Origin of the sequence: Saccharopolyspora erythraea NRRL 2338 (assembly GCF_000062885.1) — a bacterium.
GTDB lineage: Bacteria > Actinomycetota > Actinomycetes > Mycobacteriales > Pseudonocardiaceae > Saccharopolyspora_D > Saccharopolyspora_D erythraea.
On sequence record NC_009142.1, the window covers coordinates 3,691,977 to 3,715,777 of the forward strand.

Below are 23,801 nucleotides of genomic sequence, written 5' to 3' on the forward strand. Positions count from 1 at the left end.
CGTGTCTCCAAGGCTTTCCAGGAGTACTACAGCACGTCTGGCGCAGCTTTCACCATAGGCGCGTTGTGCGGTGGCGGACGGCGTGGGCGGCTTTTCGCAACGGGACCGGGAGCTGACACGTGCTCGCGCCGGGAATGCCTCGACTGCTCCGGCTCCAGCGCGGCGAACCACCTACCGTCGTGGTCGACGAGCCGGTGCAGAGCCAAACCGGCCGACTCCGCGAGCGTGCCGATGGTGTCGGTGCCGACGATCGCCCAGCCGAACGCCCGGCTTCGCCGGGTCGGTGTGACCAGGCGCGCGGTTCCCCGCCAAGGGCCGGTGCCGGGCGGTTCGACCTCCACCCAGGCGCGGCCGTCCGGCCGCAGCAGCTCCCGGACCCGGCGCAGCAGCCGTGCCGGATCACCGCCGATGCCGATGTTGCCGTCGATCAGCAGCGCCTCGCGCCACCTGCCCTGCCCCGGCAACCTGTCGTACACGTCCCGGCACAGCGCGAGGCCACCGCGGTCGCGGGTGAGCCGCACCGCGACGGGGGAGACGTCGACGCCGAGCGCGAGGACGCCGCGTGCCGCCAGCGCGGCCACCAGCCGGCCGGGGCCGCAACCGATGTCGATGACCGGACCCCGGCACTCGTTCAGCGGCACGTGGTCGGCCGCTCCGGCCGGAGCCGACCACCGGCGCGCGGTCAGCGGGCGCACGGCGCCGTCGCTGGTGAGCAGCGTGCAGCCGGCGGCATCGGAAGCGGCACCGAAAGCGGCCTCGAACGCCCGGCTCATCGCCCCGCCCCGGCCGGCACCGACGCCGCGAAGCGGGAACCCGGCACCAGTCCGGCGACCGCGACCAGATCGACCAATGTGTCCACATCGGACAGCGAGGGTAGCTCCGCTGGATCGAGTCCCGCCGAACGCATCGCCGCGAGCGTCCGCGACCCGGTGTCGTCCCGGGATGTCGGGATTCCCCCGAGCAGCGCCGCGAACCCCGGATCGCGGAACCCCGCGGCCCACCACCCGCCGTCCTCTGCCATGCCGAGCACGGAGTCCGCAGTGGACAGCAGTCCGCACGCATGGCTCAGCAGCTCCGGGCTCACCTGCGGCGTGTCCATCCCGATCTGGAGCACGGGCGAACCGGGGTGGGCGGCGGCGGTGTCGGCGTGGGCCGCGGCCAGCCGCTCCCCGAAGCCGGTTCCCCGCTGCGGCAGCACGGTCCACCCGTCCAGCGCCGCGCGCAGTTCGTCGGCCCGCACCGCCGCGTCGAGGTCACCGGTCATGGCGATCACGGGCTGGACACCGCGCGTGGCGGCGACCGCCTCCACGGTGTCGAGCAGGCTCGCCGCGGCGACGCCGGCCGCCTGCTCCGCGCTGAGGTCCGGGGTGAGCCGGGTCTTGGCCAGGCCGGGGACCGGCGCCTTGGCGACCACGAGCAGTGCGGTCGGCGTCATCGCAGCACTCCCGCCATGTCGCGGACGGCTCGTACGGTCCCGAGGACCGAGCCGGAGACCTTGGAGGTCGTGCCCGTGGCCCGGGGGCGGTAGTCGACCGGCACCTCGGCGACCCGCCATCCCGCTTCGGCGGCCCTGAGCAGCAACTCCAGCGGGTAGCCGAAGCCGCGGTCGGCGACGCCGAGCGCGAGCAGGTCGGCTCGCCGGGCCACCCGGATCGGGGCGATGTCGTGGACCGGCAGGCCGCGCCGCCGCAGCAGTCCCGCGATCACGGCGTTGCCCGCTCGCGCGTGCCACGGCCACGCCGAGGCCGAGGTGGGCACGCGCCGTCCCGCGACAAGGTCGGCCTGGCCGTCGCGCAACCGCTCGACGAACTCCGGCAGCACCGCGGGATCCAGCGACCCGTCGGCGTCGAGCACGCACACCACTTCGGATCCGGCGGCCTCCAGCCCGCGGTGCACGGCGGCGCCGTAGCCGCGCCGGGGCTCGGCCACCACCACCGCGCCGTGCGCGGCGGCGACCTCCGGCGATCCGTCGTCGGAGCCGTTGTCGACCACGATCGGTCGGTACCCGGCGGGCATCGCGGCGAGCACGGAGGGCAGCGCGGCGGCTTCGTCGAGGCACGGGAGCACCACGTCGATTGCATTCATGGCCGGAGTGTCGCCCACTGTGGAAAGCCTGGAAAGCGCTGCGGTGCTTAAGAAATCATGACGTCGCGGGAAGTCTTACGAAGTTCTGACGGATGCCCGCGCGGCGTTGGCACGCCCGGGCGGCGGGACTAGGTTCGCGCGAGTGCCATCCCCACGACTCCGCGGCGACCTCGTCGCGTTCGCCGCCGCGCTCTGCGTCATCGCCGCCGCCGCCGTGACAGGCGATCAGCTCAACCGCGCGGGTGTTCCGCTCTTCGCCGACAGCGCCCCGATCTTCGGGTTCGTCTCACCGCACTTCGGCCCCGGGACGTTGCCCGCGGTGGTGACGGCGGTCGCGGTCGTCGCGTTCGGCCCGTCACTCGCCGAACGCCTGAGCTGGCCGCTCCTGCTCGCGGCGGGCTACGCGGCATCGCTGTGCTGGACGTTCTTCCTGGCTCTGGTGGAGGGCTGGCACGACGGCATCGCCCTCCGCCTGACCCACGAGCCGGAGTACCTGCACGACGTGCCGCGCGTGACCGACATCCCGGCGATGCTCAGCGGCTTCACCGACCACATCCTGGCCTTCCAGCCCGGCTCGTGGACCGTGCACGTCTCCGGCCACCCGCCCGGCGCCCTGCTGACCTACGTGTGGCTGGACCGCATCGGCCTCGGCGGCGGGGCGTGGGCCGCCGCGCTGTCGCTGCTGGTGGGCTCGCTGGCCGCGGTCGCGGTGGCGGTGGCCGTCCGCGCGCTGGCCGGTGCCGACGCCGCGCGGGCGGCGCTGCCGTTCCTGGTGCTGTTCCCCGGCGCGGTGTGGGTGGGCGTCTCGGCGGACGGCGTGTTCATGGGGGTGGTCGCGACCGGCGTCGCGCTGTTCACCCTGGGCGCCACGGGCCGGGGCCTGCGGGCCGACGCCGCTGCCGTGGCCGGTGGCGTGCTGCTGAGCTGGGGGATCTTCCTCAACTACGGGCTCGTCCTCATGGCGCCGTTCGTCGTCGGCGTGGCGCTGCTGACCAGGCGGGTCCGGCCGCTGCTGCTGGGCGCCGCGGGCGCGGTGACCGTGGTGCTGGCCTTCGCCGCCGCGGGGTTCTGGTGGCTCGACGGCTACCACCTGGTGGTCGAGCGCTACCACCAGGGAGAATTCGCACTGCGCCCCTACAGCTACTGGGTGTGGGGCAACGTGGGCGCCCTGCTGCTGTCGGCGGGGCCGGTGGCCGCCGTGATCGCACGGCGGGCGGCGGTCACGCGCACGGCGGTGGCGGTGCCGGTCGCCGCCGCGGCCGTCGCGGTGCTGGCCGCCGACATCTCCGGGCTGAGCAAGGCCGAGGTGGAGCGGATCTGGCTGCCGTTCGCGGTGTGGTTCTGCGCCGGGGCCGCGCTGCTCCCGCGCGCCCACCGCCGGGGCTGGCTGGCGGTGCAGGCGGTGACCGCGCTCGCGGTCAACCACCTGGTGGTGACGAACTGGTGAGGTCGATGGTCATGGACGCGGAGGCGGCGGCGCGGGTGCTCGTCGTCGACGACGACACCTCGGTGCGCGACGTCGTGCGGCGCTACCTGCAACGGGCCGGTTACGCGGTGGAGCTGGCCGGTGACGGCGAGACCGCCCTGCGGTTGCACGCCGAGCGCAAGCCGGACCTGGTCGTGCTCGACCTGATGCTGCCCGGCGTCGGCGGGCTTGAGGTCTGCCGGCGGCTGCGGGAGCGCGGCGAGGTGCCGGTGGTGATGCTCACCGCGCTGGGCGAGGAGTCCGACCGCGTGGTGGGCCTGGAACAGGGGGCCGACGACTACGTGGTCAAGCCGTTCAGCCCGCGCGAGCTGGTGCTGCGGGTCGCCTCCATCCTGCGGCGGGCGCGGACCTCCCAGCCGGCCGAGGGCGAGGTCCTCACCGACGGCGCGCTGCGGCTGGACCTCGACGCCAGGCGCGGCACGCTCGACGGCGGCGAGCTGGCGCTGACCGGCAGGGAGTTCGACCTGCTGGTCTTCCTGCTGCGCCATCCCGGTCGCGCGTTCTCCCGCGCCGAGCTGCTGGAGCAGGTGTGGGGCTGGAGCTTCGGCGACCACTCCACCGTGACCGTCCACATGAGACGACTGCGGGAGAAGGTCGAACCCGACCCCGCGCGCCCGGTGCGCATCAACACCGTGTGGGGCGTCGGCTACCGCTACGACCCGGTGAGGTGAGGGATGGACGTCGACATGCCGGGCATGCTCACCGAGCTGACCCACGTCGTCCCCTACGCGATCGGCCTGTCCCTGCCGGTCGCCCTGGTCGGTGCGGCCGTGCTCTACGTGCTGCGGGGGCGGTCGCTGACCACCGCGCTGACCGTGCTGGTCCTGGTGCCGCTGGCGGCCACGCTGACCGGCGTCCTGGGCGTCACCGGCTTCATGTTCGGTCCGATGATGACCACCGTCGTGGTGGTGTGCACGGCGGTGGCCGTGGTGACCGTGCCGCTGGCGGTGCTGCTGGGGCGCAGCATCGCTCGCCGAAGCGTCTGGGAGCGCGAGGCCCGCGCGCGGGAACGCGCGGCCGAGGCGTCGCGCCGCGAACTGGTCGCGTGGATCAGCCACGACCTGCGCACCCCGCTCGCGGGCATCCGCGCCATGGCCGAGGCGCTCTCCGACGGCGTGGTGGCCGGACCCGAGGAGGTGTGCGAGTACGCCGGCCGCATCCACGGGGAGGCGCAGCGTCTCGCGGGAATGGTCGACGATCTCTTCGAGCTGTCGCGCATCAACGCCGGGGCGTTGCAGCTCAGCTTCTCGGCGGTGCCGCTGCACGACGTGGTCGGCGAGGCCGTGGCGGCGGAGAACCCGGCCGCCCGCAACCGGGGCGTCCGGCTCAGCACCGTGGACAGCGACTGGCCGGTGGTTTCCGGCAGCGACGCCGAACTGGCACGTGTCGTGCGCAACCTGCTCTCCAACGCCATCCGCCACACGCCGGCGGACGGCGCGGTGGTCCTGGCCGCCGGACACGACGGCGCCCACGGCTGGCTGCGGGTCGACGACGCCTGCGGCGGAATCCCGGCCGGGGACCTGGAGCGCGTCTTCGACGTGGCCTTCCGCGGCACCACGTCCCGGTCGCAGTCGGGCGGCCAGACCGGAGCCGGGATCGGGCTGGCCATCGCCCAGGGTCTCGTGCACGCCCACGACGGCACGATCACCGCGCGCAACCACGGTCCCGGCTGCCGGTTCGAAGTCCGGCTACCGCTGGCCCAAGCCGCTCACGGGAGCCCTTAGAACTGCTCCAGGTCCGACGTTGCCGGCAGACGCGGTTGCTGAGCAGGACCCTTTCCGGGGCGCTCGGCCGCCCGAAAAGACTCACGGGGTGTGAGCCTCGCTCAACGTGACGGGAGCCCGCAGCGGGTCGCTCGCGAACGCCGTCATCCCCTCGCGGAAGCCGATCTCGGCCCGGAAGTCCAGCACCCGGCGCGCCTTGGCCGGATCGGCCACCACGTGGCGCACGTCGTTGGGCCTCGCCCCGCCGACGATGCGGGGCCGGGGACCGCCGAAGGCGCGGGACAGTTCCTCGGCCATGTCGCCGATCGTGTGCGGCTGGCCGGAGCAGACGTTGACCGCCTCCAGCCCGCCCGCCGGGGGCGCCGCCTCGACGGCCAGCGCGTTGGCCGCGGCCACGTCGTGGACGTGGACGAAGTCGCGCCGCTGGCGGCCGTCCTCCAGCACCAGCGGTGCCTCCCCGCGTTGCAGAGCCGACCGGAACAGCGATGCCACGCCCGCGTACGGCGTCCCGCTGGGCATTCTCGGCCCGTAGACGTTGTGGTAGCGCAGCGCCCACACGCCGCCACCCGTCTGCCGCGCCCACGCGGCGGCCAGGTGCTCCTGCGCGAGCTTGGTCGCGGCGTAGGTGCTCCGCGGGTCGAGCGGAGCGTCCTCGGGTACCAGGTCCGGGTCCAGGACCGCGCCGCAGGACGGGCAGCGGGGGTCGTAGCGCCCGGCGTCGAGATCGTCCTGCCTGCGCGCCGACGGTCGCACCACGCCGTGCTCCGGGCACCGGTAGCGCCCCTCGCCGTAGACGACCATGGACGAGGCCAGCACGAGCCGGCCGACGCCGGTGGCGTGCATCGCCGCGAGCAGGACGGCGGTCGCGTGGTCGTTGTGGGAGGCGTAGTCGGGCATGTCCGACGGGTCCACCCCGTGGCCGACCATCGCCGCCTGGTGGCACACCACCTCCACACCGGAGAGCAGGTCGCGAACCAGCTCGGCGTCGCGCACGTCGCCGTGCACCAGGTGGTGGCCGATGTCGGGAGCGGTGGAATGGGCCTGCGGCAGCAGCGCGTCGAGCAGCACGACGTCGTGGCCGCGTCCGGCCAGCGCGTCGGCGACGTGTGAGCCGATGAATCCGGCAGCGCCGGTGACGAGAATCCGCACGGCCCCGACCGTAGGAGCCGGTCGGCCGCCACGGCAGGGCATGGGCGCTCACGTCACCGAATGGTCATTGCTCTTACGCGTTCCTTACGGGTACGGCTCCGCGGTGGTCGCGCGCCCGCATCGGCGTTCGAATGGAGTCATGACTGCACCTGCACCTCGGGGACGGGCCGCTTTCGCGGGGCTGGCGGGCGCGGGCTCCGCGCTCGCGGCCGGCCACCTCGTCGCCGGGCTGGCCGGCATGCCCACCTCCTCGCCCCTGGTGGCGGTCGGCAACAGCGCGATCGACCTCGCCCCGACCCCGCTCAAGGAGTTCGCCGTCCGCACGTTCGGCACGGCCGACAAGATCGTGCTGCTGACCGGCATGGCCGTCATCATCGCGGCGCTGGCCGTGGTGGCCGGGCTGATCTCCCGGCGGAGCCGGCTGCCGGGGTCGGTTCTGATCGGTGCGTTCGGGGTTCTCGGTGCGGTCGCGGTGGCTGCCCGCCCGGACTTCACCACCCCGGCCCTGGTGGCCCCGGTCATGGCGCTGATCGCCGGGCTGGTCGTGTTCGCCCTGTTGATGGCTCGCGGCAGGTCGGCGGTCGACGGGGAGACGTCGGAGGATCGGCGGCGGTTCCTCACCACCTCGGCGGCGGTGGTCGTCGGTGCCGGTGTCGCGGGTGCGGCGGGCACCGCGCTCGGCCGAGGCGCGGGCGCCGACACCTCGCGGCGACTGGTCGGCGCGCGGATTCCCGGCGTCACCGCGCCACCGCCCGGCGCCGACTTCGCCGTGTCCGGCACGCCGACGTTCCTCACGACCAACCGGGACTTCTACCGCATCGACACCGCCCTGACCGTCCCGCAACTGCGCGTCGAGGACTGGCGGCTGCGCCTGCACGGCATGGTGGAGCGGGAAATGGTGCTGACCTTCGACGACCTGGTGCGACGACCGCTCATCACCCGGTCGATCACCCTGGCCTGCGTGTCCAACCCGGTCGGCGGCCCCTACATCTCCACCGCCGAGTTCCACGGCGTCCGAGTCCGCGACCTGCTCCTGGAGGCAGGCGTTCGCCCCGGCGCTCAGCAGCTCTTCACCACCAGCGCCGACGGGTTCGACACCGGCACACCACTGGACGTGCTGCTCGAACCCGACCGCGACGCCCTGCTCGCGGTGGGCATGAACGGTGAGCCGTTGCCCGCCGAGCACGGCTTCCCGGTGCGCATGGTCGTGCCGGGTCTCTACGGCTACGTCTCGGCGACCAAGTGGCTGGTCGACGCCGAGGTCACGACCTTCGACCGGCAGCACTACTGGGAGAAGAGAGGATGGGCCAAGCAGGGGCCGATCAAGACCCAGTCCCGCATCGACCGGCCCAGGCGGCGCGACTCGCTGCCCGCCGGACCGGTGACCGCGGCCGGGATCGCGTGGGCCCAGCACACCGGCATCGATCGCGTGGAAGTGCGCGTCGACGGCGGTCCGTGGCGGACCGCGGAGCTGGCCACCGACGTCAGCCGCGACACCTGGCGGATGTGGCGCGTCACCTTCCACCTCGGTCCCGGGGAGCACACCGTGCAGTGCCGGGCCACCGACCGCGCCGGTCACACCCAGCCGGAACAGCGCCGACCGGTCCTGCCCGACGGCGCGACCGGCTGGCACTCGGTGACCTTCACCTGCGCGTGACGGCGGCCGGTCGGCGCAGGCTGCGGACGAAGTCCGCCCAGCGGGCGGGGGAGAAGGCCAGCACCCCGCCCTCGGGCCGCTTGGAGTCCCGGACGCCGACTACCGGCCCGGCGAAAGCCACCTCGACGCAGTTCAGGTCCGTGCTCCGGCTGCTCTTCTTCCAGCCCGCGTTGGTCAGATCCGGCATGTGCAAGACGTATCTCCTCGGTCAGTGCTCGGCAGCGACGCTGCTGATCAGGTCGCGCGTTGCAGCGGGTGCAAGGGCCGAGCCCAGAATGTTGCGCAACGCCATCCGGTACGACGCCAAGTCTGCCTCTTCCTCGAGGAACAACGCCGTGACGTGGTTCTCCACGAAAACGATGTCGGGTTCCTCTTGGTATTCCAGCAACAGGAACGCGCCGTAGAGGCCGTCGTAGGCCCCCGCTGACCGGGGCACCACCCGCATCGTGACGTTGCTGGCCTCGCTCACGGTCAGGAGGTGCTGGAGCTGGCGCTTCATCGCCGCGGGACCGCAGATTGCCCTCCGCAGCACGTTCTCGTCGAACACCGCGAGGTATTGCGGAGGGCGTGGTCGGCTCAGAAGGATCTGCCTGGACATTCGCGTGACGACGAGTTTGTCGAGTTCGGCCTCGCTCAGCGTGCTGTCGCGGCCCTGAAAGACGCGCGGATGTACTCCGCCGTCTGGAGCAATCCGGGCACGACCACCTGCTCGAAGTTCTGGATCCTGCTGGCCTTGGACTCGAACTCGATGAAGTTCTTCCACCTGTGCGGCAGGTCGTACTGCCGCTCCCACCAGCCCTTCTCGTCCGACTTCTTCGCCAGCTCCACGATCGCCCGGCGTTCCGCCGCCGGTACGTGGTAGAGGCCGAGCAGGGCCGCCACGTCCTCGATCTGGAAGCCCGACGCGCCGGTTTCGATGCGGCTGATCTTGCTGCCCGACACGCCGAGCTTCGCTCCGGCGTCGCTGCAACTTAGCCCGGCCGTTTCGCGGTAACGTCTGAGCTCGTTGGCGATCTGCCGGGAACGGACGGACGTGTGGCGGTTTCCTGGCACGGCGGCATCTCCTGGATTTCGCGCAGTGGGCGTTCCATGATCCCGCGCTCGCACATCGGTCCACAATGACCGGATCGGATGAGTGCGTGCTGGTATTGCATCGTGCGAGGTTCGCGGTGTCAGGCCCGTTTACCAGGGTGCAATCCGAAAGATCGGGACGTCTGCTTTGAAATCCGACATCGACCGCCGGCGCGAGGAATGGGAATCCCGGTACATGACAGGAGTTCCGTCCGAACGGACGTGGCGCGTTCCGGCCTACGCGGACAAGGGGCCGGTGACGATCACGTTGCGGTATCCGGAAGTCCGCATCGTCGACTCCGAAGGCCGCGAGATCGCGATCACGCCGCAGCAGGCCGATCTCGTCGGCTCGAAGCTGGGCGGGATCAGCGACTGGCTGCAGTTCTGCCACGGCGACTGGGTCGCCGAAGACTGAGCCGCGGTGGAAGACGTGGCCGAAGACCGCGTCCTGGTAACGGAACCAGGGCGGTGGTTCAGTTGACGCTTCCGGAATTCCAGTCCTCGTACGACTTCCACGCACCGAGCGCGAGTCCGCTCTCGAACCTGCGGTGCAGGCCGCTGACCGGGTCGGTGAACTCCAGCGCCTTCGCCAGCAGTTGCAACGGGCGGCCGAAGTCGTCGGGCGCGGGGTCGTTGACCACCGGGTAGGTGTCGTCGCCCAGGATCGGGATTCCGATGCTGTTGAGGTGCACGCGGAGCTGGTGGGTGCGGCCGGTCTTCGGCAGCAGCCGGTACCGGCCGAGCCCGTCGCGGTGTTCCAGCAGCTCGACCAGCGTCTCGGCGTTCGGCGGTCCGGGTACCTCCTGGGCCGCCAGCACGCCGCGTTCCTTGACGATCCGGCTCCGCACGGTCCGGGGCAGCTCCAGGCCGGGGTCGAACGGGGCGACCGCCTCGTACTCCTTGTGCACCAGGCGGTTCTGGAACATCTCCTGGTAGCTCTTGCGGAGTTCCGGGCGGATCACGAACATCACCAGCCCCGCCGTCGTGCGGTCCAGTCGGTGCGCGGGGCTGAGATCGGGAATGCTGAGTTCGCGGCGCAGCCGCACCAGCGCGGTCTGGGCGACGTGCCTGCCGCGCGGCGTGGTCGCCAGGAAATGCGGTTTGTCGACCACGAGCAGGTCGTCGTCGCGGTGGACGACGCCGATCTCGAACGGCACCGGCACCTCGTCGGGCAGGTCGCGGTGGAACCAGACGAACGAGCCGGGCACGAACGGCGCGTCCGCGGCCACCGGACCGTGCAGGTCGACGACGGCCTGCTCGCGGAACATCCGGTCCACCCGCTCGGCGCCGATCGGCAGCCGGTCGACGAGGTGGTCCCGCACGGTCTCCCACGGCCCCTCGGAGGGCAGCCGAAGCCGGACGGCGTCGAGGCCGTCGCGCTGGGGCAGGGGGGACCGGAGCTTGCGTCGCATCGGCACTCAGCGTAACCGCACGTCGCCGCGCTCAGGCTGTGTCATCGGTCGCCGCTCGACCTGCCCAGCAGCACGTCCGCGACCTGCTCGAAGTAGGGCTCGATGGTCTCGGCGTCGGCCTCGACGAGCGCCGAGGTGCGCACGATCGGCCGCGAAACGCCGATGCCCAGCAGCAGGGCTCGTGTCGGTGACCTCCGGCGCGGAAACCGGCTCGTGATACGTCTTACCGGTGGACATGGGTATCGATCCGGGGGTGGCGGGCCGCGAGCCGGGCGCGGTGCGCGGGCAGCCCGGCGCGCCGAACGGGCAGGTAAGCGCGCCCGCCCGTGGCGCGGTGCTCGAAGGCACGCTGGAGCGCATCACCTTCGCCAACGAGGAGACCGGCTACACGGTGGCCCGGGTCGACACCGGTCGCGGCGGCGACCTCGTGACGGTCGTCGGCGCGCTGCTGGGCGCCCAGCCCGGGGAAGCGCTGCGGATGCGCGGGCGGTGGGGTTCGCACCCGCAGTACGGCCGCCAGTTCCACGTCGACGACTACGCCACGGTGCTGCCCGCCACCGTGCAGGGCATCCGGCGCTACCTGGGTTCCGGGCTGATCAAGGGCATTGGGCCCAAGCTCGCCGAGAAGATCGTCGAGCACTTCGGCACCGCCGCCCTCGATGTCATCGAGCAGGAGCCGCAGCGGCTCGTCGAGGTTCCCAAGCTCGGCCCAAAGCGCACCAGGCTGATCGCCGAGGCGTGGGAGGAGCAGAAGGCGATCAAGGAGGTGATGGTCTTCCTCCAGGGTGTCGGCGTGTCGACCTCGCTGGCCGTCAAGATCTACAAGCAGTACACCGACGACGCGATCCGCGTCGTGAAGGAGGAGCCCTACCGGCTGGCCGGTGACGTGTGGGGGATCGGGTTCAAGACCGCCGACACGATCGCCAAGGCGGTCGGCATCCCGCACGACTCGCCGCAGCGGGTCAAGGCGGGCCTGCAGTTCACGCTTTCGGAGTCCACCGGCGAGGGCAACTGCTTCCTGCCCGAGACCGAGCTGATCGCCGAAGCGGTGAAGATCCTGACCGTCGACACCGGTCTGGTGATCGAATGCCTCGCCGAGCTCGTCGAGGAGGAAGGCGTGGTCCGGGAGGAGATCCCGGGCGAGGACGCCGAGGTGCCGACCGCGGCGATCTACCTGGTGCCCTTCCACCGGGCCGAAGTGGCGTTGGCGGCCCAGCTGACGCGGCTGCTGCGCACCAGCGCCGACCGGATGCCCGCCTTCGCCTCCGTGGACTGGGACAAGGCGATGGGCTGGCTGCGCCGCACCACCGGGGCCGAACTGGCCGAAGGCCAGGAGCGGGCGGTGCGGCTGGCGCTGACCGAGAAGGTCGCGGTGCTGACCGGTGGTCCGGGCTGCGGCAAGAGCTTCACGGTGCGCTCGATCGTCGAGCTGGCCAGGGCGAAGCGGGCGAAGGTGGTGCTGGCGGCGCCGACCGGCCGGGCCGTCAAGCGCCTCACCGAGCTGACCGGCCACGAGGCCGCCACCGTGCACCGGCTCCTGCAGCTCCAGCCCGGCGGGGACGCCGCGTTCGACCGCGACAACCCGCTCGACGCCGACCTGGTCGTGGTCGACGAGGCGTCCATGCTCGACCTGCTGCTGGCCAACAAGCTCGCCAAGGCGGTCCCCGCCGGAGCGCACCTGCTGCTGGTCGGCGACGTCGACCAGCTCCCGTCGGTCGGCGCGGGCGAGGTGCTGCGCGACCTGCTCGCCGAGGGGACGCCGATCCCGCACGTGGGGCTGAACGAGGTGTTCCGCCAGGCCGCGGAGTCCGGCGTGGTCACCAACGCGCACCGGATCAACGCCGGCGAGCACCCGCGCACGCACGGCCTCGACGACTTCTTCCTGTTCCAGGTCGACGAGCCCGACGTCACCGCCGAGCTGACGGTCGACGTCGTCGCGCGGCGCATCCCGCGCAGGTTCGGTCTCAACCCCCGCACCGACGTGCAGGTCCTGGCGCCGATGCACCGCGGGCCGGCCGGGGCGGGCGCGCTGAACCAGCTCTTGCAGGACGCGATCACGCCCGGCAGACCGGGCCTGCCCGAGCGGAGGTTCGGCGGCCGGGTGTTCCGGGTCGGCGACAAGGTCACCCAGATCCGCAACAACTACGACAAGGGCGCCAGCGGCGTCTTCAACGGCACGCAGGGCGTAGTGAGCGCGCTGGACGAAGAGGCCCAGACGCTCACGGTGCGCACCGACGAGGACGAGGACGTCGACTACGACTTCGCCGAGCTGGACGAGCTCGTGCACGCCTACGCCGTCACGATCCACCGCTCGCAGGGCAGCGAGTACCCGTGCGTGGTGATCCCGCTGACCACCAGCGCCTGGATGATGTTGCAGCGCAACCTGCTCTACACGGCGGTGACCAGGGCGAAGAAGCTGGTGGTGCTGGTCGGGTCGAAGAAGGCGCTCGGTCAGGCGGTGCGCGCGGTCGGCTCCGGCCGCCGCCACACCGCGCTGGACCACCGGCTGCGCGCGGCGTGACCCCTGCCGCGCGGCGGCGCGAGGGGTATGAACGTGGCCTGGAACCGGTTGTGAGAACAGGGAGGGATGTCGTGGCCGACAACGACGGCAACGCCGTGTGGCACGGGCGGCTGGAGCACGTCAAGGGCGGAGGTCTGGTGTCCGACACCGCCCAGACCTCGGGCATGCGGCGCTTCGAGGCGATCTCGGGCAAGACCGTCGGCTCGGAGAAGCTGTGGATGGGCCGCACCCACGTGAGCCCGGCGACCAACTCCGGCGACCACCACCACGGCGAGGCCGAGACGGCGATCTACGTCGTGTCCGGGCATCCGGTGTTCGTCTTCGCCGACGGCGACGAGGAGGTGCGGGTGGAGACCGAGCCGGGCGACTACATCTTCGTCCCGCCGTACCTGCCGCACCGCGAGGAGAACCCCTCGCCGGACGGGGAGGCGGTGGTGGTGATCGCCCGCAGCACCCAGGAGGGGATCGTGGTGAACCTGCCCAGCCTGTGGGCGGAGGTCGACCCCGGCGACACCTGACACCGGTGCCCGTCCGGGAGTCCTCTTCGGACCGTTGACGGGGTCCGAGTCCCGCCCCGTTCGAAGAGGGGCGCGAGAGGTGGCCCGACCACCGCTCGCGCCTCGCGGCTGGAACTACCCGAGTCGGCTCGGACGGAGCTACGACGCGTACCGGCGGGCCACTTCGCGGTAGGCGTCCTTGGCCTCCCACAGCGACGGATCGTCGGAGTCGACCTTCACCACGCCGAAGCCCGCCATGTCCAGGTCGCGCGACGGGTCGTCGTGGTGCGGGAAGTCCCGCATTGCGAAGGTGTAGACGAAGCAGCCGTGCACGCCGCGCGCGGCGTAGAGGTCGATCAGCTCACCGAGGTAGGCCGCCTGCACGCGTTCATCGCGCACGTGACCCCGTTTGATGCGGGGCGGGACGGCCAGCCAGCGGACGATGCGGAACGATCCGGGACCCCGGCGCTGCGCTCCTTCGAAAGCACCGCAGCCGAACTCGGTGACGACCACCGGCTTGCCCGCCTCACCCGCTTCCCGCACCAGCGCGTCCAGGCGACGCTCGTAGGCCGCCGGGTCGTCGCCGAAGCGGTAGAGGTTGACGCCGACGACGTCGAAGCCGGACCAGTCGACCTCCTCCCAGTGCCCCGCGGCGTAGGTGATCGGCCCGGAGAAGCGGCAGCGGGCGGCGGCCAGGGCGTCGGCGAGCAGCACGCGCAGCTTGCGGGTGATGCGGCGGTCGAAGAAGCGCCGCCACCGCACCAGGACCTGCACGCGCAGGAACACCCGGGGGCCGGGGAGCATGCCCGGCTGCGTCAGCGAGAACTCGCTGCCGACCAGCAGCGTCACCCGCCCCGGATGGCGCAGGTGCAACTCCTCTGCACCCGCGGCCATCTCCGCGAGATGGGCCAGCAGCTCCGCCCGAGAACGGTCGGCGAGGTACGGCCGGACGTAGACGTCGAGCCCCGCGTCGAGGGCGGCCTCGGCGGCCTCCAGTTGGGCTGCGACATCGGTGCCGATCAACATGACCGCGGTGCAGTGCAGCTCGTCGCGGATCGAGAGCAGGTCACCGCGCAGGTCTTCGGCGTCGGTTTCCCCGGTGACGTAGGAGATCCCCTTGATCGTGAGGCTCATGGCCCCATGTCTAGCAGGAAGTGCTCCGCCGGCAACGGTGAAGCGGGATCGTGACCTGTGAAGCGGGCTCGCGACCGGGGAGGGGACTTCCGCCCATTCCCGCGGTGTGGTCAGTCCCTTGCGGCCGGCCCGCGGTCGCCGCCCGCGTGGTCGGGGGCGTCCTCGTCCTCAGCGGCGGGGCGGGCGTCATCCTGCCGGCTCTGCTCCGCCGAAGGCGTCTGCTGCTGCTTGTCCGCTTCGGCCACGGATGCCGGCGGGCGCCCGGCGAGGGCACGTTCGAGGTCGGCGACCGCGGCGCGTAACGCGCGGGGTTGACGGCTCATGGCGCCCAGCCTGACGCATCCGGATAACGCTGCGGACACGATGGGGAGAAGCTGCCCGGCCCGGTGCTTCCGGGCCGGGCCCGCCGCCTCAGCGCGCGGTGCCCATGTCGGGGGCGATGCGCAGCCAGGACAGCGCCTGCTCGGCGATCTCGTCGGGGGCGTGGACGAGGTCGACGGTGATGCCGTTCTCGTCGGCCTGCAACGGCTCCAGGTCGCGGATCTGGGAGTCCAGCAGCGCCGGCGGCATGAAGTGGCCCTTGCGGCTGGTCATCCGCTCGCGGATCAGCTCGGGGGAGCCGTGCAGGTGCACGAACATCAGCGCCGGGGCGTGGCTGCGCAGGATGTCGCGGTAGGAGCGCTTCAGCGCCGAGCAGGCCAGCACGGTGGACACACCGGCCTCCCGCCGCTCCCGCATCCACTCCGAGAGCCGCCGCAGCCACGGCTGCCGGTCCTCGTCGGTGAGCGGCGTCCCGGAGCTCATCTTCGCGATGTTCTCCGGGGAGTGGAATCGGTCGGCCTCCACGTACTCCAGCCCGGCCCGCTGCGCGAGCAGCTCGGCGACCGTGGTCTTGCCCGACCCGGCCACGCCCATGACCACCACCTGGGTCGTCACACCGTTCTCCCTTCTAGGATCGGGTGCTCGGCGAGGCGCACCGCCCGCGACGGCTCCCGATGGTTTTCAATAGTCATACGAATTGGGGTCCGGGTGGCCGTCGAGCCTGCGCCGCGGCGGACTCCCGGCCAGGAGGTGGACGTCGGACATGACGGTCTCGGCGAGGCAGCAGACCCTGCACGACCGCGTGCTCGGGGTGCTCGGGCCGGCGATCGCGGGCGGCGAGTACGCCCCCGGCGACGTCCTGACCCTGGAGCGCATCGAGCAGCAGTTCGGCGTGTCCCGCACGGTGGCCCGCGAGGCGGTGCGGGTGCTGGAGTCGATCCAGCTCGTGGTCACCAGGCCCCGGACCGGCGTGACAGTCACCCCGACCGAGCGCTGGAACGTCTTCGACCCGCAGCTCATCCGGTGGCGCCTGGCGGGCAAGGGCCGCGACGCGCAGCTCAGGTCGCTGACCGCGCTGCGCGCCGCGGTGGAACCCGCGGCGGCGGCGCTGGCGGCCACCAACGCCACCGCCGAGCACCGCGCCCGCCTCGCCGAGCTGGGCCCGCTGATGCGCACCACCGGCCGGGCCGGTGACCTGGACACCTTCCTCGACCTCGACATCGAGTTCCACGGCCTGGTCCTGCTGGCCTCGGGCAACGAGATGTTCGCCGGGCTCTCCGACGTCGTGGCCGAGGTGCTCACCGGCCGCACCGTGCACCACCTCATGCCCCACCGTCCCGAGGAGAAGGCGCTGCGCCTGCACGCCCTGGTCGCCTCCTCCATCGTGGCAGGCGACGCCGACGTGGCCGAGGTGGCGATGCGCGGCATCGTCGCCGAGGTGGTCGAAGCCGTCACCGATCCGGACCCGCGCCACTAGGCGACCGCGCTCAGCAGCAGGACGATCACGAAGCCGATCCCGCCCAGCAGCGTCTCCAGCACCGTCCAGGTCTTGAGCGTGGTCTTGAGGTCCATGCCCAGGAAGCGGCCGACGAGCCAGAAGCCGGAGTCGTTGACGTGCGACAGGACGGTCGCACCGCAGGCGATGGCGATCACCAGCAGCGCACGGTAGAGGGGAGAGAGCCCCTCGGTCGCCGCGACCGTCGGCGCGATGAGTCCCGCGGTCGTGGTGATCGCGACGGTGGCCGAGCCCTGCGCGACCCGCAGCGCGGTGGAGATCACGAAGGCGGCCACGATCAGCGGCAGGCCGATGGCGCTGAGGCTCTCCGACAGCGCGCCGCCGATGCCGCTGGCGCGCAGCACGCCACCGAACATGCCGCCCGCGCCGGTGATCAGGATGATCGCGCAGACCGGCGCCAGCGCGCCGTTGACGATCTGCTCGACGTCGGCCCTGGAACGGCCCCGGCCGAGGACGATGACGCTGACGATCGCGGTGGCAAGGAGGGCGACCGGGGTCTCGCCGACCATCTGCAGCACCTGCACCCAGGTCTGCTCGGAGTCGACGACGCCGGCGGTGCCGAGGGTTTCCAGCCCGGTGTTGAGGAAGATCAGCACCAGTGGGAGCAGCAGGACGCCGATGACGGTGCCGAACTTCGGCAGCGGTGCCCGCGAGGTGCTCTCGGAGTTCTCGGCCTCGGAGTCGGAGTCGGACAGGTCCGGGACCGGCACGTCGATCCGGCGGCCGGTGAACTTGGCGAACAGGTAGGCGCCGAGGTACCAGGACGGGATCGCCACGCCCAGGCCGACCAGCATCACCACGCCCATGTCCGCGCCGACCAGCTCGGCGGCGGCGACGGGACCCGGGTGCGGCGGGACGAAGGCGTGCATCGCGGCGAAGCCGCCCGCGGCGGGCAGCGCGTACAGCAGCACCGAGCCGCCGAAGCGCCTGGCCACGCTGAAGATGATCGGCAGGAACACCACGAAGGCGGCGTCGAAGAAGATCGGGAAGCCGAAGATCAGCGAGGCGACCCCGAGCGCCAGCGGCGCCCGGCCCGGCCCGAAACGGCTGATCAGGGTGTTGGCCAGCACCCGAGCGCCACCGGTGACCTCCAGCAGCCGTCCGATCATGGCGCCGAGCCCGACCAGCAGGCCGACTGTCCCGAGCGTGCTGCCGAAGCCGTCGAGGAGGGTGTCGACCAGCTCGTCCAGCGGAATCCTGGTGGCCAGACCCACCAGCAGGCTCACCAGCACGAGCGAGATGAAGGCGTGCAGGCGGAACTTCATGATCAGCAGTAGCAGCAGACCGACCGCGCCTGCGGCTATGAGAAGCAGCGGGCCCACGCCGTAGGCCGGTTGCATCGTTTCCACGTTGTGGCTCCTCGTCTTTGAGGGGGTGGGACGACGGTTGCCGGTACTTTGCCTCAATGGTCATACGATTACAACACCGGGTCTCCTGTGACGTGGGGCACGCGGAGCAGTGATCAACTTCGCGCCTTCCTGGGACTTCCGGAGCGTGCTGGCGGGCGCAGCCGCTTGGTCGTGCGCGGGGTCCACGGCTCGGGTGGACGCGGAGCAGGCCGGCCTGGCGGTCGCGGAGTTGGTCGCCGCTGACCAGTGCACTGGCTACGGGTCGACAGTGCGGCGGGAGCCGCTGTTTCGGTGAGCGCGGGCTCGGGCGCCGTCGCTTCGATCACCGAGAGTACGCAGGTGATCACCTGCTGTTTTGGCTCTGCTCATCGAATTGACTAATCTTGCCGGTGACTACAACGTTCGCGGCGCTGTGCGGTTCGAGGAGAAAAGAGACATGACAGGGCAGTGGTTCGTCCGCTACGTGGCGATCGGTGACAGCCAGACCGAGGGACTCCACGACGGCGACGAGCGCTCCGGCTACCGGGGCTGGGCGGACCGGCTCGCCGAGCACCTGAGCGAGCTGAACCCGCGGCTGCGCTACGCGAACCTGGCGGTGCGGGGCAGCCTGGCCCGCCAGGTCCGGGCCGGCCAGTTGCCCGCGGCCCTGGAACTGGGACCCGACCTGGTCACCGTGTGCGCCGGGATGAACGACGTGATCCGGCCGCGCTTCGACGCCGACCGCGTGTGCGGCGAGCTGGACGAGGTCGTGGCCGCCCTGGCCGCGCGCGGGGTGCGCGTGGTCATCACGACGTTCCCCGACATCGGCAAGCTCATGCCGATCGCGCGGCGGCTGGTGCCGCGGGTCATCGCGCTCAACGCCGGGATCCGGGAGTCGGCCGCCCGCCACGGCGCCACGCTGGTCGACGCGTTCCCGCACGCCGCGATCGCCGACCAGCGGCTCTACAGCGCCGACCGACTGCACGCCAACGCCGAGGGCCACGCGCGGATCGCGGCGGCCGTGGCGCACGCGCTGGAGCTGCCCGGCTTCGACGACGGCTGGACCGCCCCGTTGGCCCCCGCGCCCCCGCGCCCGTGGTGGTCGAACGCGCGGACGGAGGTGAGCTGGCTCGGCGGGTGCGTCGGCCCCTGGATCGGGCGCGGGCTGCTCGGCGCGTCGTCGGGCAACCGCCGGACCGCGAAGCGGCCGCTGCTCGCCCCGGTGGCCGTGCGCGGGGACCGCGAGCTCAGCGGGCGGTGAGGGCGGCGTACATCGGCGCCATGGCGTCGAGGAGCGCGTCCGGCACGACCGGTTCGGCGGTCTCCGGCCAGGATGCTTCGAACTCGCCGATCTCGAGGCCGACCAGCTCGCCCTCGGCCACGACGTCCGAGACCGCGTGCAGGTCCGCCAGCGACAGCCCGCCGGGAACGCGGTAGTCGGTCGGCACGATCCCGGGTTCGAGCACGTCGCAGTCGAGGTGGAAGTACACCGGCCGGCCCGCGATCGCCGCCCGCAGCTCGTCGGCGAGGTCCGGCCCCGGCGGCACGGAGCGGACCGCCCCGGCGTCGATGAGCGCCCGCTCCGGCGGGTCGACGTCGCGCGCTCCGCCGAGCACGATGTTGTCCAGCCGTAAACCGCCGCCCAGTCCGGAGTCCCACAGCCCGGCCGCGCCGGAGAGCGCCATGCCCCCGAGGTAGCCGGTCGTCGTGTTGTCCGGAGTGTTGAGGTCGGCGTGCCCGTCGAACCAGACCACGCAGGCGTCCGGCCGGTGCCGGGCGACGACGGGCAGCGTCGCGAGCGCGACGCTGCACCGGCTCAGCGCGGTCAGCGGCGCGAGCCCGCCCGACATCAGCCGCTCGTAGGCGCCGGACATCTCGCGCAGCGCGGGCAGGGCGGCGTCGAGCTCGGTGCGCCAGTCGGTGTTAAGCGCCGGTTCCGGCGAGCCGACGTGGCCGGCCGGCAGTCCGAACCGTTCGGACAGTCCGCGTGCGACCGCCACCGAACCGCGCATGGCGAGGTCGTTGTGGTCACCGGCGCGGCCTCGGAACACCGTCAATGCCACCCGCTCGTTCCCGGCCTGCGGCACCGGCTTCTCAGGATCGCGGGTGAGCACTTCGGACGTCCTCCACTGGTTCGGCGTGTGCGGCGGACATGCCGCTACGAGCCGGAAAGTATCACCGGTCGCCGAGTGGCGGCCAACGAATTCCGCCGTCCTAGCGCCGGATCAGCGGTGCGACCACTTCGGCCCGGTTGGTCCACACGTAGCCGGTGAACTCCTCCGGCACGCGCCGCAGCGACTCCGGGGTGTCGAAACCCTCGGAGAAGCCGCCGGAACCCGCGACCAGCACCACCCGGCTTCCGACCGATTCCATGCGTTCGGTGAACTTCGACGGCCAGCCCCACAACCACGGGGCATAGCCCTCGGGGACGTGCAGTTCGGTGTTCGCGCACGCGCCGGGAGCGGCTCCGGTCCAGCCGACCGCCTCGTAGCTCAGCAGGCAGTCCTTCATGATGGCCTTCGACATCGTCCGCACCCGCGGCAGCCGTTCCCGCACGACCCGCACCGGGGCATCCCCGCCGTAGACGGCGATCTCGGCCAGGCGTGGTGGGTCCAGCGCCGACAGGCGCCGGGCAAGCGCCTCGCCTTCGGCGGGGTCGTCGCTCTTGACGTGGATCAGCAGCGGCTCGTGCGGGAACTCGGCGAGCACCTCGTCCAGCGACGGCATCAGCCCCTCGCCCTTGCCCCGGAACGGGAAGGTCCGCCCGCCGTCGGCGGTGTAGCCGTACCCGACGTCGAGCCCGCGCAGCTCGGCCATGGTGAAGTCGCGCGTGGTGCCGGTGGCCTCGGTGCGGCAGTCCACCTCCCAGTCGTGGAACACCGCGAACTGACCGTCCCTGGTGATGTGCACGTCGAGCTCGACGAGGTCCGCGCCCGCGTCGAAAGCCGCGCGCATGCTCGGGATCGTGTTCTCCAGGTAGCCGTGCGGCGGCGGCGCGATCCGCTCGGCGGTGCACGTGTCGTTCTCCACGCCCTCCGTGCTGAACGTCTGCGCGAGACCGCGGTGCGCCAGCACGCGCGGCCGCTGGTCGGACGGCGCGGCGAGCAGGGACGTGTTGTTGAGGTAGGCGAATCCTGCCAGGAGCCCCAGGACGGCGGCGAGCGCGTAGCGCTTCTTGCGCAGGCGCGGGCGTTTCACGGGCATGGGGGCCATTGTCGCCGTCACATCAGACGCGCGAGCACCCGGAGCGGCAGGAAACGCATGAGCACGGACAACGCCGACCACGGCCACGGCGGCACGCACGCCCGGACCGGTTCGCGGTCGATCGCGCGGACCAGCGAGCGGCAGCCCTTCTCCAGCGGCGCCACCATGAAACCGCCCCCGGCCCTGGCGTTCATCTCGGTGCGGATGTAACCGGGGTAGATGGTGCTGACCTTGACCTGCCGCAGAGGTCCGCGCATCGTCTCGGCGCGCACGCCCTCGCCGAGCGCGGCCAGACCGGCCTTGGTCGCGGCGTAGGTGGTGGCGTTGCGCGGCATCCCGCGCCAGGCGCTCATCGAGGAGATCAGCACCAGGTGCCCGGCGCGCTGCTCGCGGAACGCCTCCATCGCGGCCTCCACCTGGGCGAGCGCGGCGACGAAGTTGGTCTCGGCGGTCTGGCGGTTGGCCTCGAAGAAGCCCGTTCCCAGCGGTTTTCCCTTGCCCAGTCCGGCGTTGACGATGACGCGGTCCAGCGATCCGAGCCGGTCGCGGAAGTCGCGGAAGGCGGCGAAGACGTCGTCGTGGTCGTTGACGTCGAGCCGCCGGGTCACCACGGTGATCCGCGGGTGGTCGGCGGTGAGCTCGTCGCGCAGCCGGTCGAGGGGCTCGGTACGGCGGGCGCACAGCGCGAGGTCGTGGCCCTTGGCCGCGTACTCCCGCGCCATGCCCATGCCCAGCCCGGCACTGGCCCCGGTGATCACGATGTTCTTGCGCATGCCATTCCTCCGAACTACCGACCTACTGGTCGGTAGCAGAGCATGGCACGGTCGCCGGCTCGCGGCCAGCCTGCCTGTAGGGCCTCAAATCTGATGTCCAATTCTCGGTTCTGATGTCCACTGTCTGTCCGAATGGACATCGGGCTGAGAATTCGGCGATGGGTCGCTGGATCGGGTGATCGCGATCTTCGTGTGTTCACGAGTCATGGTCTTGGTGCCATACCGTCTGGGCTGCGCGCTTCCGTAGGTCTTCGGTGCCAGTGTGCGGGATTTCCCAGCGCGTAATCAGTCTCCTTGTCGCGCGTCGGCGTGGCCGGCTAGCCGGCTGGCCAGTGCTCGCACCAGGTCGCGGAGGGCGTCGGGTTGTTCGACGACGAACGGCCGATCGAGGGCTGCGAGCAGGGGTGGTATCCATTCGAGCCGTTGTGCTCGTATCCGGGCCCGCACCCAGGAAGTGCCGGGATCGATCTCCTCCAGTTTGGCGACGGACGGTGGGAAGACGGAGCGGATCTGTTCGGGCGTCGATCGAATCCGCACGGACACCTCGTGCTGGTACGGCGTCTCGGCGATCGCGGTCAGCACCCGCTGGGCGGGGTCGAATCCGACTGGTACGTCGAACGTTCCAACGCGCATCTCGACGGTCGTGATCCGGTCGACGCGGAACGTGCGCACCTGCCCGCTGGCGGAGTCGAAGCCGGTCAGGTACCACCGCCCGGAGTGGGCCACGACCCCGTACGGATGGACGACGCGTTCGCTGGCACCGCCGTGGCCGGCGATGTAGCCAAGATCCACCGGGCGACGATCCCGCGCCGCCTCCGCGACGGTGAGCAGGACCTCGGCTTCCGCCGTGAGCGCCGATCGTGCGGGCGCTGTGAAGTCGGCGATCTCCAGCAGCGCGTCGAGCCGGCGGCCAAGAGCTTCGGGTAGCACTCGGCGGACTTTCGCGACCGCGCTCTCGGCGGCCGCGACCGAGGTGCTGAGCAACCCGGCGCGCCGGCCCGCGACCAGACCGAGCAGGACAGCGAGTGCCTCCTCGTCGGTGAGCATCAGTGGAGGCATCCGATAGCCCGGGGACAGGCGGTACCCGCCGTGCCGCCCGCGCACCGAGCGGACCGGGATGTCCAGGTCGAGGAGGTGACCGACGTAGCGGCGGACGGTGCGCTCGTCCACGTCGAGTCGCTCGGCGAGCTCGGCGACGGTCCAGGTGCCTCCGCGCTGGAGGATCTCCAGCAATGCCAGTACACGGGCAATTGGCCGAGTCACGCACAGGATCGTCCCAATACCGGGCGGATCCTGTCCACTATTACCCCTAGCGTGTCCGGTGTCCCCTCGGAGGACGGGGTCAGAACCGCCCTCCAGCGCAGAAAGGATCCACCGTGCAGCTTGTCTCTGTCCGCGTCATCACCAACGACGTCGTCCGTCTTGTCGAGTTCTACGAGCAGGTGACCGGCCTCGATGCGCGGCGGCCCGCCGAGCAGTTCGCCGAGTTCGTAGGCCCGTCGTGCACGTTGGCCATCGGCAGTGCCGAGACGATGGCGCTGTTCAGTGCCGGGGCGGCCGTACCCGAGTCGAACCGGACCGCGATCCTCGAGTTCCTCGTCGAGGACGTCGACCGAGAGTACGAACGGCTGACGAGCATGGCTGTCGCCCCCGAGATCGTGCAGAAGCCGACCACGATGCCGTGGGGAAACCGCTCTCTGCTGTTTCGCGACCCCGACGGCAACCTGGTCAACTTCTTCACCCCGCTTACCGACGGGGCCCGCGCAAGACTCGCCCGCTGACCGGCCCTAACAGCGGCCGGACGGTCGACGCCGAGGAAATGCCAAGAGCTTGAGACTGATCTTGGTTAAATCGGTTTGAGACAACCGCGAGAACCGCAGGTCGAACAAGATCAAGATGTCACGCGGTTTGAGCTCCTACACT

At 71.5% G+C, this 23,801-nt stretch carries 24 protein-coding genes and 1 pseudogene; 10 read left to right on the top strand and 15 right to left on the bottom strand.

Translation table 11 applies throughout. The annotated features are described in order from the left end of the window. Positions 1-26: 26 nt before the first annotated feature. The 3 genes from SACE_RS16190 to SACE_RS16200 are packed head-to-tail and all read right to left on the bottom strand — an operon-like array spanning position 27 to position 2,085. On the bottom strand, positions 27-773 hold the full coding sequence (locus SACE_RS16190) for a class I SAM-dependent methyltransferase (protein WP_009946236.1): 747 nt from the start codon (positions 771-773) through the stop codon (positions 27-29). After that, a complete protein-coding gene (locus tag SACE_RS16195) occupies positions 770-1,435 on the bottom strand; it encodes a TIGR04282 family arsenosugar biosynthesis glycosyltransferase (protein ID WP_011874004.1) in 666 nt (221 codons plus the stop codon). The genes SACE_RS16190 and SACE_RS16195 overlap by 4 nt, the downstream gene beginning before the upstream one ends. Beyond that, the gene (locus SACE_RS16200) at positions 1,432-2,085 is read right to left on the bottom strand and encodes a glycosyltransferase family 2 protein (protein WP_011874005.1); all 654 of its coding nucleotides are present in this window, start codon (positions 2,083-2,085) and stop codon (positions 1,432-1,434) included. The genes SACE_RS16195 and SACE_RS16200 overlap by 4 nt, the downstream gene beginning before the upstream one ends. A 142-nt stretch (positions 2,086-2,227) precedes the next feature. Between SACE_RS16200 and SACE_RS16205 the strand changes: the two genes are divergently transcribed. Genes SACE_RS16205 through SACE_RS16215 form a run of 3 tightly spaced genes read left to right on the top strand, consistent with a single transcriptional unit; the run spans position 2,228 to position 5,295 of the window. Next, on the top strand, positions 2,228-3,532 hold the full coding sequence (locus SACE_RS16205) for a hypothetical protein (RefSeq protein ID WP_009946234.1): 1,305 nt from the start codon (positions 2,228-2,230) through the stop codon (positions 3,530-3,532). A 5-nt stretch (positions 3,533-3,537) separates the two neighbouring features. Continuing rightward, positions 3,538-4,242: a response regulator transcription factor gene (locus tag SACE_RS16210; RefSeq protein WP_011874006.1), complete on the top strand. Its 705-nt coding sequence runs from the start codon at positions 3,538-3,540 to the stop codon at positions 4,240-4,242. A gap of 3 nt (positions 4,243-4,245) precedes the next feature. Next, on the top strand, positions 4,246-5,295 hold the full coding sequence (locus tag SACE_RS16215) for a sensor histidine kinase (protein WP_009946232.1): 1,050 nt from the start codon (positions 4,246-4,248) through the stop codon (positions 5,293-5,295). A gap of 81 nt (positions 5,296-5,376) precedes the next feature. Here the strand turns inward: SACE_RS16215 and SACE_RS16220 are convergent, their stop codons facing one another. Next, entirely contained in the window at positions 5,377-6,444 is a 1,068-nt protein-coding gene (locus SACE_RS16220; protein WP_009946231.1) for an NAD-dependent epimerase/dehydratase family protein, read from the bottom strand. Between the two features lie 139 nt (positions 6,445-6,583). On the opposite strand from SACE_RS16220, the gene SACE_RS16225 reads away from it, so the two are divergent. Then, on the top strand, positions 6,584-8,101 hold the full coding sequence (locus SACE_RS16225) for a molybdopterin-dependent oxidoreductase (RefSeq protein ID WP_044547399.1): 1,518 nt from the start codon (positions 6,584-6,586) through the stop codon (positions 8,099-8,101). Here the strand turns inward: SACE_RS16225 and SACE_RS16230 are convergent. Both SACE_RS16230 and SACE_RS40160 read right to left on the bottom strand, forming a co-directional pair. Then, positions 8,088-8,288 carry a DUF397 domain-containing protein gene (locus tag SACE_RS16230; RefSeq protein WP_009946230.1) on the bottom strand — a complete coding sequence of 67 codons (201 nt, stop codon included), beginning with the start codon at positions 8,286-8,288 and terminating at the stop codon, positions 8,088-8,090. The genes SACE_RS16225 and SACE_RS16230 overlap by 14 nt on opposite strands. A 21-nt stretch (positions 8,289-8,309) precedes the next feature. Beyond that, positions 8,310-9,208 (bottom strand): annotated as a pseudogene (locus SACE_RS40160) (helix-turn-helix domain-containing protein). 160 nt (positions 9,209-9,368) lie between these two features. On the opposite strand from SACE_RS40160, the gene SACE_RS16245 reads away from it, so the two are divergent. Next, positions 9,369-9,587, top strand: a complete 219-nt coding sequence (locus SACE_RS16245; protein WP_021341908.1) for a hypothetical protein — start codon at positions 9,369-9,371, stop codon at positions 9,585-9,587. A 58-nt stretch (positions 9,588-9,645) separates the two neighbouring features. On the opposite strand, the gene SACE_RS16250 is transcribed toward SACE_RS16245, so the two are convergent. Beyond that, on the bottom strand, positions 9,646-10,584 hold the full coding sequence (locus SACE_RS16250) for an RluA family pseudouridine synthase (protein WP_009946226.1): 939 nt from the start codon (positions 10,582-10,584) through the stop codon (positions 9,646-9,648). A gap of 235 nt (positions 10,585-10,819) precedes the next feature. On the opposite strand from SACE_RS16250, the gene recD2 reads away from it, so the two are divergent. After that, positions 10,820-13,105: an SF1B family DNA helicase RecD2 gene (recD2, locus tag SACE_RS16255; RefSeq protein WP_021341907.1), complete on the top strand. Its 2,286-nt coding sequence runs from the start codon at positions 10,820-10,822 to the stop codon at positions 13,103-13,105. A 71-nt stretch (positions 13,106-13,176) separates the two neighbouring features. After that, complete coding sequence (locus SACE_RS16260; protein ID WP_009946222.1) at positions 13,177-13,623, top strand: cupin domain-containing protein; 447 nt, start codon at positions 13,177-13,179, stop codon at positions 13,621-13,623. Positions 13,624-13,761: 138 nt separating this feature from the next. Here the strand turns inward: SACE_RS16260 and SACE_RS16265 are convergent, their stop codons facing one another. The 3 genes from SACE_RS16265 to SACE_RS16270 form a co-directional block, all read right to left on the bottom strand. After that, positions 13,762-14,736, bottom strand: a complete 975-nt coding sequence (locus SACE_RS16265; RefSeq protein ID WP_009946221.1) for a hypothetical protein — start codon at positions 14,734-14,736, stop codon at positions 13,762-13,764. 110 nt (positions 14,737-14,846) lie between these two features. Further along, positions 14,847-15,059, bottom strand: a complete 213-nt coding sequence (locus SACE_RS37665; RefSeq protein ID WP_143538154.1) for a hypothetical protein — start codon at positions 15,057-15,059, stop codon at positions 14,847-14,849. A gap of 88 nt (positions 15,060-15,147) precedes the next feature. Beyond that, positions 15,148-15,672, bottom strand: coding sequence for a gluconokinase (locus SACE_RS16270; protein WP_011874010.1), 525 nt, complete (start codon positions 15,670-15,672; stop codon positions 15,148-15,150). 148 nt (positions 15,673-15,820) lie between these two features. Here SACE_RS16270 and SACE_RS16275 point away from each other — a divergent pair, with 148 nt between their 5' ends. Further along, positions 15,821-16,534 carry a FadR/GntR family transcriptional regulator gene (locus SACE_RS16275; protein WP_009946217.1) on the top strand — a complete coding sequence of 238 codons (714 nt, stop codon included), beginning with the start codon at positions 15,821-15,823 and terminating at the stop codon, positions 16,532-16,534. Here the strand turns inward: SACE_RS16275 and SACE_RS16280 are convergent. Continuing rightward, positions 16,531-17,922: a GntP family permease gene (locus SACE_RS16280; RefSeq protein WP_009946216.1), complete on the bottom strand. Its 1,392-nt coding sequence runs from the start codon at positions 17,920-17,922 to the stop codon at positions 16,531-16,533. The two genes, SACE_RS16275 and SACE_RS16280, sit on opposite strands and share 4 nt — an antisense overlap. Before the next feature lie 436 nt (positions 17,923-18,358). Between SACE_RS16280 and SACE_RS16290 the strand changes: the two genes are divergently transcribed. Further along, complete coding sequence (locus tag SACE_RS16290; protein WP_009946214.1) at positions 18,359-19,162, top strand: SGNH/GDSL hydrolase family protein; 804 nt, start codon at positions 18,359-18,361, stop codon at positions 19,160-19,162. Here the strand turns inward: SACE_RS16290 and SACE_RS16295 are convergent. The 4 genes from SACE_RS16295 to SACE_RS16310 form a co-directional block, all read right to left on the bottom strand. Then, positions 19,149-20,015, bottom strand: coding sequence for an arginase family protein (locus SACE_RS16295; protein ID WP_009946212.1), 867 nt, complete (start codon positions 20,013-20,015; stop codon positions 19,149-19,151). The genes SACE_RS16290 and SACE_RS16295 overlap by 14 nt on opposite strands. Positions 20,016-20,115: 100 nt before the next feature. Then, the gene (locus SACE_RS16300; RefSeq protein WP_011874012.1) at positions 20,116-21,105 is read right to left on the bottom strand and encodes a glycerophosphodiester phosphodiesterase family protein; all 990 of its coding nucleotides are present in this window, start codon (positions 21,103-21,105) and stop codon (positions 20,116-20,118) included. A 17-nt stretch (positions 21,106-21,122) separates the two neighbouring features. Then, a complete protein-coding gene (locus SACE_RS16305) occupies positions 21,123-21,878 on the bottom strand; it encodes an SDR family oxidoreductase (RefSeq protein WP_009946209.1) in 756 nt (251 codons plus the stop codon). A 285-nt stretch (positions 21,879-22,163) separates the two neighbouring features. Then, the gene (locus SACE_RS16310) at positions 22,164-23,141 is read right to left on the bottom strand and encodes a helix-turn-helix transcriptional regulator (RefSeq protein WP_029621544.1); all 978 of its coding nucleotides are present in this window, start codon (positions 23,139-23,141) and stop codon (positions 22,164-22,166) included. 113 nt (positions 23,142-23,254) lie between these two features. On the opposite strand from SACE_RS16310, the gene SACE_RS16315 reads away from it, so the two are divergent. Continuing rightward, a complete protein-coding gene (locus SACE_RS16315; protein ID WP_009946206.1) occupies positions 23,255-23,659 on the top strand; it encodes a VOC family protein in 405 nt (134 codons plus the stop codon). Positions 23,660-23,801: the final 142 nt, after the last annotated feature.

Bases quoted from the DNA above. Each gene is read 5' to 3' on its own strand.
- SACE_RS16190 (WP_009946236.1), bottom strand. From the start codon at position 773: ATGAGCCGGGCGTTCGAGGCCGCTTTCGGTGCCGCTTCCGATGCCGCC.
- SACE_RS16210 (WP_011874006.1), top strand. From the start codon at position 3,538: ATGGTCATGGACGCGGAGGCGGCGGCGCGGGTGCTCGTCGTCGACGAC.
- SACE_RS37665 (WP_143538154.1), bottom strand. From the start codon at position 15,059: ATGAGCCGTCAACCCCGCGCGTTACGCGCCGCGGTCGCCGACCTCGAA.
- SACE_RS16265 (WP_009946221.1), bottom strand. From the start codon at position 14,736: ATGAGCCTCACGATCAAGGGGATCTCCTACGTCACCGGGGAAACCGAC.
- SACE_RS16230 (WP_009946230.1), bottom strand. From the start codon at position 8,288: ATGCCGGATCTGACCAACGCGGGCTGGAAGAAGAGCAGCCGGAGCACG.
- SACE_RS16215 (WP_009946232.1), top strand. From the start codon at position 4,246: ATGGACGTCGACATGCCGGGCATGCTCACCGAGCTGACCCACGTCGTC.
- recD2 (WP_021341907.1), top strand. From the start codon at position 10,820: ATGGGTATCGATCCGGGGGTGGCGGGCCGCGAGCCGGGCGCGGTGCGC.
- SACE_RS16195 (WP_011874004.1), bottom strand. From the start codon at position 1,435: ATGACGCCGACCGCACTGCTCGTGGTCGCCAAGGCGCCGGTCCCCGGC.
- SACE_RS16245 (WP_021341908.1), top strand. From the start codon at position 9,369: ATGACAGGAGTTCCGTCCGAACGGACGTGGCGCGTTCCGGCCTACGCG.
- SACE_RS16305 (WP_009946209.1), bottom strand. From the start codon at position 21,878: ATGCGCAAGAACATCGTGATCACCGGGGCCAGTGCCGGGCTGGGCATG.
- SACE_RS16250 (WP_009946226.1), bottom strand. From the start codon at position 10,584: ATGCGACGCAAGCTCCGGTCCCCCCTGCCCCAGCGCGACGGCCTCGAC.
- SACE_RS16290 (WP_009946214.1), top strand. From the start codon at position 18,359: ATGACAGGGCAGTGGTTCGTCCGCTACGTGGCGATCGGTGACAGCCAG.
- SACE_RS16200 (WP_011874005.1), bottom strand. From the start codon at position 2,085: ATGAATGCAATCGACGTGGTGCTCCCGTGCCTCGACGAAGCCGCCGCG.
- SACE_RS16225 (WP_044547399.1), top strand. From the start codon at position 6,584: ATGACTGCACCTGCACCTCGGGGACGGGCCGCTTTCGCGGGGCTGGCG.
- SACE_RS16275 (WP_009946217.1), top strand. From the start codon at position 15,821: ATGACGGTCTCGGCGAGGCAGCAGACCCTGCACGACCGCGTGCTCGGG.
- SACE_RS16300 (WP_011874012.1), bottom strand. From the start codon at position 21,105: ATGCCCGTGAAACGCCCGCGCCTGCGCAAGAAGCGCTACGCGCTCGCC.